General features: G+C 71.8%; 9 protein-coding genes. 3 read left to right on the top strand and 6 right to left on the bottom strand.

The window, feature by feature from the left end; all coding sequences use genetic code 11:
• Positions 1-59 precede the first annotated feature (59 nt).
• Positions 60-746, top strand: a complete 687-nt coding sequence (locus WMF14_RS38195) for a dienelactone hydrolase family protein (protein WP_437794485.1) — start codon at positions 60-62, stop codon at positions 744-746.
• Between the two features lie 17 nt (positions 747-763).
• On the opposite strand, the gene WMF14_RS38190 is transcribed toward WMF14_RS38195, so the two are convergent.
• The 5 genes from WMF14_RS38190 to WMF14_RS38170 form a co-directional block, all read right to left on the bottom strand.
• Positions 764-2,545, bottom strand: a complete 1,782-nt coding sequence (locus WMF14_RS38190) for a hypothetical protein (RefSeq protein WP_437794483.1) — start codon at positions 2,543-2,545, stop codon at positions 764-766.
• A gap of 826 nt (positions 2,546-3,371) precedes the next feature.
• Positions 3,372-4,769 carry an MFS transporter gene (locus tag WMF14_RS38185; RefSeq protein ID WP_437794480.1) on the bottom strand — a complete coding sequence of 466 codons (1,398 nt, stop codon included), beginning with the start codon at positions 4,767-4,769 and terminating at the stop codon, positions 3,372-3,374.
• A gap of 380 nt (positions 4,770-5,149) precedes the next feature.
• Complete coding sequence (locus tag WMF14_RS38180; RefSeq protein WP_272104110.1) at positions 5,150-6,955, bottom strand: fatty acyl-AMP ligase; 1,806 nt, start codon at positions 6,953-6,955, stop codon at positions 5,150-5,152.
• Entirely contained in the window at positions 6,952-7,218 is a 267-nt protein-coding gene (locus tag WMF14_RS38175) for an acyl carrier protein (protein WP_012239660.1), read from the bottom strand. Before WMF14_RS38175 ends, WMF14_RS38180 begins: the two co-directional genes overlap by 4 nt.
• Before the next feature lie 104 nt (positions 7,219-7,322).
• The gene (locus tag WMF14_RS38170) at positions 7,323-8,321 is read right to left on the bottom strand and encodes a helical backbone metal receptor (protein WP_437794476.1); all 999 of its coding nucleotides are present in this window, start codon (positions 8,319-8,321) and stop codon (positions 7,323-7,325) included.
• Positions 8,322-8,495: 174 nt separating this feature from the next.
• Between WMF14_RS38170 and WMF14_RS38165 the strand changes: the two genes are divergently transcribed.
• Positions 8,496-9,932 (top strand): serine/threonine-protein kinase, encoded by a 1,437-nt coding sequence (locus WMF14_RS38165; RefSeq protein WP_437794473.1) that lies wholly within the window; start codon positions 8,496-8,498, stop codon positions 9,930-9,932.
• Positions 9,933-9,993: 61 nt separating this feature from the next.
• On the opposite strand, the gene WMF14_RS38160 is transcribed toward WMF14_RS38165, so the two are convergent.
• Positions 9,994-10,590 (bottom strand): DUF2231 domain-containing protein, encoded by a 597-nt coding sequence (locus WMF14_RS38160; RefSeq protein ID WP_272104118.1) that lies wholly within the window; start codon positions 10,588-10,590, stop codon positions 9,994-9,996.
• A 477-nt stretch (positions 10,591-11,067) separates the two neighbouring features.
• Between WMF14_RS38160 and priA the strand changes: the two genes are divergently transcribed.
• Positions 11,068-13,515, top strand: a complete 2,448-nt coding sequence (gene priA, locus WMF14_RS38155) for a replication restart helicase PriA (RefSeq protein WP_437794470.1) — start codon at positions 11,068-11,070, stop codon at positions 13,513-13,515.
• Positions 13,516-13,557 lie beyond the last annotated feature (42 nt).

Here is a 13,557-nt window from a genome sequence, read left to right as displayed (position 1 = left end):
GCCGGTCAGGCCCCCTCGGCGCCGCGCGCCCTGGCTGTTCTCATCGAACCAGGAGAACCATGCCTCAGAAGGTCTCGTTTCCTGCGATCCTCGGAGGGCAGGGCATGGGAGAGATCGCGCTGCCGGAGCGGGAGGACAAGGCGCCGGCGGTCGTCCTCCTTCACGAGTGGTGGGGGCTCAACGATCATGTCCGCGCCACCATGGAGCGGCTCGCCGAGGCGGGCTTCGTCGCGCTCGCGCTCGACCTCTACCACGGCAAGGTCACGGACGATCCGAGCGAGGCAAGCCAGCTGATCCATGCGCTCGACTGGTCGCGCGCCCTCCTCGAGATCTCCGGCGCGGTCTATTATTTCCTGGCCGAGCACGAGCGCGTCAACGGCAAGATCGGCGCTGTCGGCTTCTCCATGGGCGGCGCGTTCTGCTTCTCCGCGGCCGCCACCATCCCGAGGCTCGCGGCAGCGGTGCCTTTCTACGGCATTCCTGGCCAGGAGACCGACTATACCAGGGTGAAGGCCCCGATCCTCGCCCACTTCGCGGCGCGGGACACGTGGGCGAAGCCTGCCCTCGCCAGGGCGATCCAGAAGGAGCTCACGGCGTGCGGGCAGCCGATGGAGCTCCACGTCTACGACGCGGACCACGCCTTCATGAACGACACGCGCCCCGAGGCCTACCACCCGCAGGCGGCCCACCTCGCGTGGGCTCGGACGATCGAGTTTCTCCGCAGGCACCTCGGCTCGGCGGAGTGATCGTCCGAGCGAACTGCTCACCCCCCCGTGAACGCCTTCTGAAGATCGATCGCCTGGAGGACCCGCTCACCCCCCACAGGCGGCAGCTCGAAGCGCTCGAATCGCGTGTCGACCCACGTGACCCATACGAACCCCGGATCGTCGAGCGGCCGATCGAAGCGGAACTCGACCCGCTGGGGCCGTCTGCCGTCCGGGGTGAGCGAGAGGACGGTCGCCGTCATCCCGGCGAGCTCGACCCGCTCGCCTGCTCGCATGGGAGACCGCGCGGTCCGGTGGATCGTGCTCATCGAGTTATGGAAGAACCCCTCCGAGAGCGTCACGACGAGCGTTCGCTCATCGCTCCGCAGGAGGTGCATCGTCCCGAGGCTCGTCACCGCGAGCTGGCGAATGGTGGCCGGCATGCGCTCGCCCAGGATGAAGCGGGTGGTCACGCCGAGGCCCGCGGCGATGGTATCCGGCGCGTTCACGACGACGAGCGTGCGGTCCGCCATCTCCGCTGCGGGCGGCAGGCTCGCGGCGGCCCGCCGGACGAGGCCGTCGAGCATGCGCGCGTTCGAGAGCGATCGAGGAACCACGAGGAGCGGCGCGAGGACGAGGTGGAAGGCGATCATCGCCGCCGCCCCGCCGCGGGCGAGCCTGCGCGCGCCGCGGCCGAGCCCCTCCCGGGGCGCCGTGATGAGGCTCGCGATGAGCCCGAACGCCCCGAGGCTCGAGAAGAGCAGCAGCCGGTCGTTCGGCCAGGTGGCGCAGGCGGGCAGGAGCGAGAGCACGGCTCCGGTGGCGAAGAAGCCGGACATGCGCGCTCGCGGGACGCCGGCCCAGAGGGCGGCGGCGACGAGGCCGACCAGGACGACGACAACGGCGACCGCGGCGGCGATATGCTGATCGGGGACGAAGATCCAGAGGCTGGACGTCACGAGGGTGAACTGGGCGAGCAGGAGCACGGGAAGCCGCTCGCCGACAGCCGCGATGTACGCGGTCGGCTCGTGGACGGGATCGACATACAGCCCCCCGGCCGCCGCTCCATAGCCGAGCGCTCGATAGGCGATGGCCCACACGATCGCGATCGCGGCGTAAGGCAAGAGGACGCGCGCCCTCGAGAGGAGGGTGCCGCGCTCGATCCAGACGGCGTGGGCGAAGAGGTACGCGAGCGTCGCCGCCGCGGCCTCCGCGGAGAGCATGCCGAGCGCGTAGGCGGCCGGGCCGAGGACGGCGCCGGGCGTCCAGCCGTCGCGCCTCCACCGGTCGTGTGCAAGGAGGGCGGCGAAGCCGAAGACGGCGGCCCAGAGGGCGTTCCGGTTGGCGATCCAGGCGACGGTGAACGCGTGGGCGTCGTCGAGCGCGAACATCAGCGCGGCGAGGCCGGCGCAGACCGTGGCGCCGAGGGAACGGCGGTAAATGGCCGCCGCGAGGAGCGCCAGGATCGCGTAGAGGGCGAGGTTCTCGGCATGCATCACGACGGAGGCGTCCGGCCACAGGCGATAATCGAGGGCGTGGTTGAGGGACGCGATGGGCCGCAGGAACGCGAGGCGAAAATCCGGCGCGGTCCACCAGGGGGTCGTGCCCCGATCCATGGACTGGTGGAGATGGCCGCGATCGGCGTCCTGGAAGCGGAAGATATCCCAATCCCCCCACGGGCCGCCCTGCGCGCGGAGCTCGGGGTCGAAGGAGATACGGTGGATGTAGTCGTCCATCATGTACCCCGTGCCGAGCGTGGGCGCGAAGAGGACAGCCGCGAGCAAGGCGACCACGAGGGGGGCGTGGCGCGAGGAGAGGAGGCGCCTCAGCCGATCGATCATCGGCTGGCACCAGGGCGAGAGGATGTGCCGACGACGCGAGGCGAGACGACGACATCGAAAGAAAGGGCTCTTTCAGCAAGCCAGCTCATGCGCCTATAGAATGCATCTGTAATCGATGTGTCAAGTTCGATCCTCGCAAAAATACGAGGTCGAACTCCCGAGCAGGCGAGATCGCCACATCGCCGCTGAGCCCGACGCCGCGCCGGTACGTCGTGGCGGGCGCGGGGCCGTGTCCGCGCCGGGATCAGCGAGGCGCGCGCCGCTCCCGGATTACATCTGCTGCGATGAGCGGGGGCGATCTGGCGCTATGATGAGAACAACGATGTGCTCGATGTCGCCCCGGGCATGCCGCGGGTCTTCCTGGAGCGCGTCGCCTCCAGGAACACCTCTGGCGGGAGCTCGGTCACTGAGTGCCGGTCCTGTGCCTCGCGGGGATGGCTGCCTGCATGTCTCCGAGTTACTCCTATCGGCCAGCCGAGCAGGGGACCGCCATCGTCTCGGGGCACCCGGCGGCGCGTTATGGTATCCCGCCGGAGCGGCCGGCCGGCGATGTCCGCGTGGCGACGTTCGGTGTCGCCACGCTGCGCCTCGGTGAACGGGAGTCGTTCCCCGCGCTGCACGCTCGCCTGATCGTGTCCAACAGCGGCGGGGAGGCGAGGTGGACGCTCGACACGCGCGATGTGCGCGTCGAGATCGCAGGTGCGAGGCGGAGCGGTCCTGCGTTCTCGAGCGCCAGCGCGCCGGGGCTGCCCGTTGTCCAGATCCCACCCGGGGAGCAGCGGACCGTTGATCTCTACTTCCAACTCCTGAGGCCCCTTTGCGCCCGTCACCGCGCCGCGGCGCGCCGCTCAGGCCGAGCGTTCCACACGCGCGTCGCCAGCGCGAAGCCGACGAGCGCGACCGGGAGCATGGCCGCGGGCCATGGCATCCAGTTCCCCGGGTGCTTCGCCGCGTCCCCCGACGGCAGGATGCTCCCGTAGAGGAACGACTGCGCGGCGGTGCCCAGGTAGACGAAGCCGTCGATGATGCCCGTCGCGACGCCGGCGTTCTTCCTCCCGCCGAAATCCATGCTCGCGGTCCCGGACAGCATGCCGTGGACGCCGATCACGCAGAGGGACATGAACACGACGGTCCACCCGGCGATGGGGAAGCTCAGCGTAAATAGCACGATGACCGCGCCGAACACGAGGCCTGCGTAGAGCACCGAGGCCACCGGGCCGCGGCGCGAATCGAAGACATGATCGGAGATGAAGCCGGCGAACACGCCGCCCAGGATGCCGGCGATGCAGAGGAGCACGCCCCAGTGCGCCGACACGAAGCCCTTGAGCCCGGTCTTGTCGGCGAAGATGAGGTACCACTTCATGACGGCGTTGCGGAGGAAGCCGCTGCAGAACTCGATGGCGACGATGATCCAGATGACCCGCTGTGAGAACATGCGCCGCGCGACCTCGATGGCCCCCAAGCGCTCGCCTGTGTCGCCCGAGGACGCGTCGGCGGTGTCGAAGTCCCGGAACCCCGCCTGGCCCGGCGTGTCGCGGATGAGGAAGACATCGAGCGCCAAAAAAACGAGCAGCAGCAGCGCGGGGACGTGGAACACCCACGGCATCGGCAGGTGTTTGGCGATGAATCGACTCCAGTCGTAGGCGAAGTAGAGCCCGAGCGAGATCAGGATGCCAAAGATGCCGCCGAGCATCCCGCGCTCGCGGACGTGGAACCATGGCGCGTTCACCTTGACGATGGATACGGCGCCGAAGCTCTGGAAATACATGTTGGCGGAGAAGAGCGCCGTCATCGCGGTGATGGCGGTGCTGTGGTCGAGCTGCCCTTCCTGAGCGAACCGGACGGCCACGCCCATCAGGACGTTCATGAGCGCGGATCCGCCCGCGGCGAGCAGGATGGTGGCGCGCCCGCCCCACCGGTCGGTGAGCGGCCCGTTCAGCAGGAAGGCGACCCCATAAACGGCCGAGCCCCAGCCGTCGATGTTCCCGAACTCCTGCTTGCTGACGAGGTGCAGCGCTCCGAGCTCCGGCGCGTTGGCGGAGAGGTTGTACCGTCCCATGTAGAGGAAGGCGTACGTGAGCCCGAGCGGAAACCAGTTGAAGAACCGCCGGCGCCGGAACTCCTCCGAGTGCCCGAGATCGATCTTCGGCAGCCGCCGCATGACGATCGCGATGGTCGTGAGCAGGAGCAGGATCGGCAGCAGCTGATTGAGCCACGCAGGCATGGACGCCCATCGACGATAACGGCCCACCGCACGAGCGGCCATGCCTTCGCGCTTCCCCCGCTCGCCCGCTCGCTCGAACTCCGTCCGTGAGGTCGCGGCGCGCTCAGTGACGTGTCGCTGTCCTGAGTTCCACCAGCGTGAGCCGCGGTCATCTGCCGTGGAGCATCGGCCCGCTGTCCTGAGAGCTGCCGGAGGGGGCAGGGAGCGCGTGCGGCGCGCGTGGGGACGGGCCGTGTCTGAGCATGGTCGGTGAATCGCCCGTCAAGGGCGATTCACCGGCCATGCGAGTTCGGCGGGGCCCCACGCGCGCCGCACGCGCTCCCTGCCCCCTCCGGCAGCCCCTGCAGTCTCCAGGGGCCCCCTTCCGACCCCCTCCAGGATCACCCCCCCCGCCCGCGGAAGATCGCGTGGCGGAAGAAGTTGATCTGGCTCTTGGCGAACTCCTTCGCCGCGTCCAGGCGGTCCCCTTCGCGCGACGAGCTGCGGATCAGCAGCTCCCCGTTCTCGTAGAGCTCCCGCGTCTTGCTCCGCTGGAGCTTCCCGCTCGAGGTCTTCGGCAGGATGCCCGACCCGACCGCCACCACGTCATCGACGGTGAGCCCCATGGCCTGCTGGACGACGCGGCGCACCTCGCCCTTCAGCGCCTGCTTCTCCTGCTCGTCCGACGCCGGCGTCTCGAAGACGATGACCACGCGCTCGCGGTCGTTGTGCGGCTTCATCGTCCCGAACGCGATCACGTTGCCCTTCCGGACCCCGGAGACGCGGCTCGCCTCCCACTCGAGATCCTGCGGGTAGTAGTTGCGCCCGTTGACGATGATGACCTCCTTCGAGCGCCCGCAGATATAGACCTTGCCCTCCGCGAGGTACCCGAGATCGCCGGTCCGCAGCCAGCCGCCCGCGAACGCTTCCTTCGTGAGATCCGGGTCGTTGAAATAGCCGGGCATCACGCTCGGGCCCCGCAGGCGGAGCTCCCCGACCTCGCGATCGCCGAGCGGGCGCGCGCTCTCCGCGTCGTCCGACGCGAAGACCCCGATCTCGTGCCCCTCGAACGCCGACCCGCACTGCACGAGCGACGACGCGCCCTCGCCGTCGGCCGGGACGGGCGTCGCCTTGCCCTCCTTCCAGAGCGTCTCGCCGTCCACCGCGTCGGTCTGCAGCCCGGCCCCGAGCGCGCTGAACGACACCGCCAGCGTGCTCTCGGCCATCCCGTACGAGCAGACGAACGCCTTCTCGTCGAAGCCGACCGGCGCGAACTTCTCGGCGAACGCGCGCAGGTTGTCGGCCCGGATCGGCTCGGCGCCGCACCCGGCGACCCGCCACGTCGAGAGATCCAGCCCCGCCATCTCCTGCTCTCGGATCCGCTTCACGCAGAGCGCGTAGGCGAAGTTCGGGCCGAACGACACGTTGCCCCGGTGGCGCGTGATCGTCTCCAGCCAGCGCACCGGGCGCTTCAGGAACAGCAGCGGCGGCAGGAACGTGATCGTGTTGACGTAGTACAGCGGCGCGATCACGAAGCCGATGAGCCCCATGTCGTGGTAGAGCGGCAGCCACGACACGCCCGTATCGACCGACTCCCGCACCCCCAGGCCGAGATCCACGATCGCCCGCACGTTCGCCGCCAGGTTCGCGTGCGTGAGCACCACGCCCTTCGGGCGCGACGTCGAGCCGCTCGTGAACTGGAGGAAGCACACGTCGTCGAGCTCGACCTTGACCGGCTTGAGCTCCTCGCGGGCGCCCCGGAGGCCCTCCACCGCCACGATCTGCTCGAGCGCCGGCGCCTGCGCCTGGATCGTGCCGAGCATCCGCTTGATCTCGGCGCTCGTGAGCAGGACCTTGGCGCCGCTCTTCGCGACGATGTGCAGCGTGTTCTCGAGGTAGCCGGTCAGCTTGCCGAGGCCGGTCGGCGGGTAGATGGGCACCGGGATGACGCCCGCGCGGATCGCGCCCAGGAAGGCGAAGATGAAATCGGCGTTGTCCGGCAGGATCAACGCGACGCGATCGCCCTTGCCGAGCCCGAGCGCCTGGAGCGCGCCGCCGAAGCGCGCGCTGGCCCGCTCGATGCCCCCGTGCGTGAAGAACGGCTCGTTCTCGCTCGACTCCTCGATGAAGCGATAGCCCGTCTTCGTGCTCGCCGCTGCGTCCTCGATCGCCTGAGCGACCGTCCGCGGTTTCCAAACAGCCGTCATCCCGAGAGCCTTCCTTCGTTCTTGAGCCGGAGCTCGATGGCCTTGACGACGTCGGCGACCGTGTCGACCTCGCGCAACATGTCGTCGGGGATCGAGAGGTCGAACTTATCCTCCATATCCGCGACGATCTCCATCACTCCCAGCGAGTCGAGGCTGAGGTCGGCGACGAGGTGGCTCGACTCCTCGATCTTTACCTCGCCGGCCGTGTGTCCCTCCAGGAGCTGGATGATCTCTGCCCGCAACGTCTCCCGTGTCCACGTCATCCTACGTTCCTACCCCAACTGCGGCGTGGCGAGGAGGGGCTTGCTCGGCCGCAAGGCCGCGGGAATTCGGCGTCGCACCCCCTGACCCGACGGCCGCGCGTGCATCAGGGACGGGCGGCATCGACGATCTCGCGCAGCCGACTGAGCCCCTCGAGCGCCCGCGCGCCGTACCACATGAGGTCCTTGCCGTCGCACCTGATCACGTGGCCACGGCGGGCAGCGGGGATGTCGAGGGAGCGAAATATTGCCGCGTCGGCGTCGGTGAAGGCGTGCGGCTCATCGGGCAGCAGGACGAGCTCGGGGGCGCGGGCGATCACCTCGTCGAGGGTCACGCGGGGGTAGCGCAGGTCGCGGCCCTGGACGCGCTCGGGGGGCAGCGGCGGCGCCTTGCCCAGGTCGGCCGCGAGCGGGTAGCGCCGGGGCCGATCCTCGAAGACGTTCTGCGCGCCCACGAGGTCGAGCACGTCGGAGATGAACGTGTCGCCGTGGACGGTCATCAGCGGGGCCATCCAGATCGGGATGAAGGCGCGGATCGGCGGGCGCTCGCGGCGCCGCGCCTCGGCCGCGGCGTGGACGCGGTAGGCGGCCGCGACCAGCTCGCGCGCGGCGGCCGGCGGCGGCTGGCCCGGGGCGCCGTGCTCCACGTTCGCCGAGGGCGCGGGCGCGCCGGGCTTCGTCGCGACGTGCCCGAGCAGGCGCGCCAGCCGGGCGAGGTGCGCCACGCCGTCGGCGACCCGCTTCGGGAACGAGACGAGCACCCGGAGCCCCGCGGCGTCGAGGCGCTCGATGTCGCGCTTGCTGTTCTCCTCCTGGTTCGCGACGACGACGTCGGGCTCTAGCGCGGCGATGCGGTCGACGTCGGCGTCCTTCGTGCCACCGACGAGCTCGATGCCATCGACGTCCCCCGCCGGCGCGACACAGTAGCGGGTGCGGCCGACGAGCTGATCCCGGGCGCCGAGCCGGAGGAGCGAGTAGGTGTCGCTCGGGACGAGCGAGACGATGCGCCGCGGAGGGGAGCGCCACTCGTGCTTGCGCCCCCGGTCGTCGACGATGCGGATGAACGACCCGGCAAAGGCCGGTCCCCAGCCTGCGCTGAACGCCATGCGCCGGATGTAGCCCGCCGCCGCGCGCGCCGCACGTGAACTGCGCGGCCCGCGCGCGCTGCGCGTGAACTGACGTGGACCGACGTGGACCGACGTGGACTGCGCGGCGCAGGGCCTGAACGGCGCGGTGTCCACTTAGTTGGCCCGCCCGGGCGAAGTCTGCGACGACGGCTCGTGCAGATCGATCGCCTCGATGTGCGTCGCGGAGGCACGCTCCCGTACCCGCCTTCCGGCCTGCCCGCTCTCCCCCTCGGCGCCGCGCGCGAGGAAGCCCCGCGCCGTCGGGCGGCGCCCCGCGGAGGGCGGCTGCTGCCGTGCCAGATCGGCCGCTACACGCTGTTCGATCACATCGGCCAGGGAGGGATGGCCGATCTTTACCTGGCCCGGGTGCGCACGGACCTCGGCGCCGCGCGCCTCGTCGCCATCAAGGAGGTCGCCCCGAGGTTCGCGCACGACCCGCGCTTCGTCGAGATGCTCGCGGGCGAGGCCAGGCTCGCGGCGGGGCTGCGCCACGCGTCCATCGTGCAGGTCGAGGACCTCTGCCGCGAGGACGGCTCGCTCTTCATCGCGATGGAGTACGTCGAGGGCCTCGACCTGCGCGAGCTGCTCCGCCGCTGCGCGCGCCAGAAGGTGAAGTTCCCGGTCGCGTTCTCGCTGCTGATCATCGCCGAGGCGCTCCAGGCGCTCGCGTACGCCCACCGGAAGGGCGTCGTGCACCGCGACGTCTCGCCGTCGAACGTGCTCCTGAGCTTCGATGGCGAGATCAAGCTCTGCGACTTCGGCATCGCCCGCGCGCACGAGCGCTGCGGCGCCATGGACGAGGCGCTGCAGGGCAAGGCCGGCTACATGAGCCCCGAGCAGGCCCGGGGCGACGCGGTCGACGCGCGATCCGACGTCTTCGCGGCGGGCATCCTGCTCTGGGAGCTGCTCGCCGGCCGGCGCATGTACAGCGCGGGCCCCGGCGCCGCGCTCTCCAAGGAGGCGGCGCGGGGCGATCTTCTCGAGCTCGCGCGGCGCGCGTCGATCCCGCCGCTCGTGGAGCGCGGGCTCCCCGACGAGGCGGCGCTCCACGCGATCGTGGCGCGGGCGCTCGCGGTCGCGCCCGACGAGCGCTACCCGAGCGCGGCGGCGATGCTCCAGGACATCGTCGCCTACGCGGCGGCGGCCGAGCTGACGGCCAGCCCGCTGCGCTTCGGGGCGTGGCTGCGAGACAACTTCGGCACGGAGCTGGTCGCGCCCCGCCGGGCGCGCGAGCGTGCGGTGCGCGCGCTGGAGCTCGGTCCGCCTGTGGTGATCGAGCCGATCGCGACCGTGGCTATCGCGCCGAGCGCGGTGGAGGGCGGCGCGCAAGGCGCGATGGCTGCGGCAGCGCCGCTGGCGATGGCAGCGCCGCCGGCGACGGAGGCCGCCGCGCGGCTCACGAGGGCGGCCGGCGCGCAGGGCGCAGAGCCCGCCGCGCGGGCCGTGGCCGAGCCGCCGCCCTGGGCCAGGACGCAGCCCTCGCTCGCCCGCCCGCAGCAGCGCAGGCTCGTGCCATTGCTCCTGCTCGGCGCGCTGCTGTTCGCCCTCGCCGCGCTCGTCATCGCGGGCCGCTATCTCGCGGCGCGCTAGCGCCCGCCCGGGCGAGGAGAACGTATCTCGCTCCCGTCGGGCGCGCCGGCGCTCGTCGCGGTCACCCCGCGTCGGCGATCGGCGCTTCGGGCACGGGCACCTGCATCTCCGGCTTCCGCGCGCACGCGTCGTTGCCGATGCCGACGCCGTAGCGGTAGATGAGCTCTCCGCCGAGCCAGCCGCTCGCCCCCGCGAGGCCGAACCCCGCGGTCGACAGCGCGATCCCGAGCGGCCGCAGGCCGATCGCCCGGGAGGCGAGCGAGGCGCCGTACAGGCCAGCGATCGCGAGGTTCAAGGCGCCGTGGACGAAGCCGATCCGCTTCGCGGGGCCGAGGGTGGTGCTCCAGTCGGCGAGCCCGGCGAAGGTGGCCACGAGCGCCCCGCCGAGGCCGATGGCCACGGTCGCGTCCGCTCCCCGATGGAAGCGCCGCCTGCGCCCGATGCCGGCGAGATCGAGCACCAGCGCGCAGGACCAGGCGCCGATGGGGATGGTCACAAGCACCGGGTGCAAGGGGTGCCCGAGGAACTCGCCATGCAGCACCTTGGCGACCGTGGGCGCTCGCCTCAGCACGGACTGGATCCCGCGCTGAAGCGGGTCGGCGATCTGGTCGATCCAGTCCTGCTCCTCGATTCCCCCCAAGACTGCGGTTCCGATCATGTCCCCTCCTCCGAGGCGCGTGGCTGCGCAGATTTCCAGCGCATGGCGCCCGCCCCGCCGACCGTCCAGCGGTGAACCCCTGACCGGATCCCGAGCAATCGGCGGACCCCGCGGAGCGGGTAGGGCGTTCCCATCCCCTCCCGCGGTGCGTGCGTCTGCGACGCGCGAGCTGGCCACACAGTTCGCTTCTGCAAGGGTGCTCTACTGAAATTTCAGGTTCGAAATCAGCGAGCGACCCATCTGGAGCGAAATACGTTCGAATCGCGAATCTCGCGGATGGCATGGACGGTGCTCTATGTCCGGCCAGCGCTGCCGGCGCGGCCTTCCCCCCCCGAGGCCCCGGCGGCGCTTTTTTTTTGGACTCTTTCCTTTCCGGGCCCAGCGCGGGTGCCCGCGCGCATGCCCTGCGTTCCTCGTCCTGGGCGGCGTTCTCTGGTATCTCGCCCGTGCCGCGCCGCGCGCGGCCCTCCCGGAGCGATGCCCCTCCTCGCCGACGTCGCGGTGCCCGTCCCGCTCTCGCAGGCCTTCACCTACGAGGTCCCCGCCGCGCTCGCCGGCGAGGTGCGACCGGGGGCGCGCGTCCTCTGCGAGTTCCATCGGCGCAAGCTGCTCGGCGTGGTGCTCGCCGTCAGCGAGCGCAGCGCGGCCATCGATCCGTCGAAGATCAAGCCGCTCGCGGCGCTCGTCGACGCGCGCCCGGCGCTGCCAGCGGAGCTGCTCGCCTTCCTGCAGGAGCTCGCCGCCTACTACTTCGCGCCGATCGGCGAGGTGCTCCGCCTCGCGCTGCCGGCGATCGAGCGCGAGCAGGTGCGCGCGCTCAAGGCCCAGGGGGAGCTCGACGGCGTCCTCGACCTCGGCCGCGCCAAGCAGGTCGGCGGCCGCAAGGTCGCGTACGCGAGCGCGACCGACGTGGTCGAGGAGCCCGGCACGCTCCGCGGGCAGGCCGCGGCGGTGCTCGCGCTGCTCCGCGCGAACGGCGAGCAGCCGGTCGCGCGGATCGAGGAGCGCTTCGGCAACGCGCGCAGCGCACTGAAGAAGCTCGCCGAGCGCAACCTCGTCACCCTGGACGAGCGCGAGCCGCCGCGCGATCCGTTCTTCCGCCGCGCCGAGGAGCGCGACGTGCCCCCCGAGCTCAACGCGGCGCAGGCCGAGGCCGCGGAGCGCATCGACGCGGCGCTCGCGGCGCTGTCCGCGCCGCCCGGGGGAGGGGAGCACCCCGCGAGCACCCACCAGGAGCCGCGGCCCGTCGGGCAGGAGGCGCGGCGCATCACCCAGGAGCCGCGGCCGAGCGCGTTCCTCCTCTTCGGCGTGACCGGCTCCGGCAAGACCGAGGTGTACCTGCGCGCCATCAAGAGCTGCCTCGAGCGGGGCCGCGGCGCGCTCGTCATGGTGCCGGAGATCGCCCTCACCCCGCAGCTCGTCGCGCGCTTCCGCGCCCGCTTCGGCGACGAGCTCGCCGTGCTGCACAGCGGGCTGAGCGACGCCGACCGCCACGCGATGTGGGCGAGCCTCCACGTCGGCAAGGTGCGCGTCGCCATCGGGGCGCGCTCCGCGCTGTTCGCGCCGGTGCCGGACCTCGGCCTCATCCTCGTCGATGAGGAGCACGACGGCTCGTTCAAGCAGGAGGAGGGCGTGCGCTACCACGCGCGCGACATGGCGCTGCTCCGCGCCCACCGCGCGGGGGCGGTGTGCGTGCTCGGCTCCGCGACGCCTTCCATCGAGTCCGTCGCGCTCGTGCGCCGCGGCAAGCTCGCCGAGCTGCGCCTGCCGGACCGCGCGCACCGCGAGGCCAGCCTCCCCGAGGTCTCCCTCGTCGATCTCCGCCGCTTCGGCGCCGGCCCCTCGGGCGATCCGCTGATCTCCCTGCCGCTGCACCGCGCGCTCGAGAAGACGCTCGCGGCGAAGGAGCAGGCGATCCTCTTCCTGAACCGCCGCGGCTTCGCCCCGAGCGTCGTCTGCGGCTCGTGCGGGACGCTGACCACGTGCGACGCCTGCTCGGTCGCGCTGACGTACCACCGCGGGCGGCGCCGCGACGCGCGCCCGCCTTCGCCGGCCGGCGCGCCCGCGCCGGCGGCGCCGCTCGAGGAGCGGCCGGAGGGGGGGCGGCTGCGCTGCCACTACTGCGACTATGCGGGGCCGCTGCCGGACCGCTGCGGCTCGTGCGGCGCGCGGAACCTGCTGCTCGAGGGGCTCGGCACCGAGCGGCTCGAGGCCACGATCGCGGGCTCGTTCCCGGAGGCGCGCGTGGCGCGCCTCGATCGCGACGTCGCCGGCAAGGATCGCTCGCAGGCGATCCTCGCGAGGATGCGCGAGGGCAAGATCGACATCCTGGTCGGCACGCAGATGGTCACGAAGGGCCATGACCTGCCCAACGTGACCCTGGTCGGCGTGGTGAACGCCGACGCCGCGCTCGGGCTGCCCGACTTCCGCGCGGCCGAGCGCGGCTTCCAGCTGCTCGTGCAGGTGGCCGGGCGCGCGGGGCGGCGCGACCGCCCCGGCCGGGTGCTCATCCAGACGCGCAACCCCGAGCACCCGGCCATCGCGTTCGCCGCGGCGCACGACGTGCCTGGCTTCCTCGAGCGGGAGATCCGCGACCGCGAGGAGGTGGGTTATCCGCCCGCCACGCGCCTCGCGCTGCTCCGGATCGACGCGGTCGACGAGGGCGTGGGGCGCGGCGCTGCGGCGAAGCTCGCGGCCCACGCCCGCACCTGCCCCGAAGGGGTCGCCCGGCGCGTCGAGGTGCTCGGCCCGTCGGCGGCGCCGATCGCGCGCCTGCGCGGGCGCTACCGGTTCCGCGTGCTCCTGAGGGCGCGCGAGCGCGGTCCGCTCCGGGGGGCGCTCGCGGCGCTGGCCGGGCTGATAAGGGATGGCCTTGATCGGAACGCCCGGGTGATGATCGACGTGGATCCGGTCGCCATGCTGTGACGGGTGATCCGCGGGGAAACGGGCGCGCTCGCTGCGCCTGAG

This window comes from Sorangium sp. So ce693, assembly GCF_051521375.1.
Classification (GTDB): domain Bacteria; phylum Myxococcota_A; class Polyangia; order Polyangiales; family Polyangiaceae; genus Sorangium; species Sorangium atrum.
This window is presented reverse-complemented; position numbering and strand designations above follow the sequence as displayed.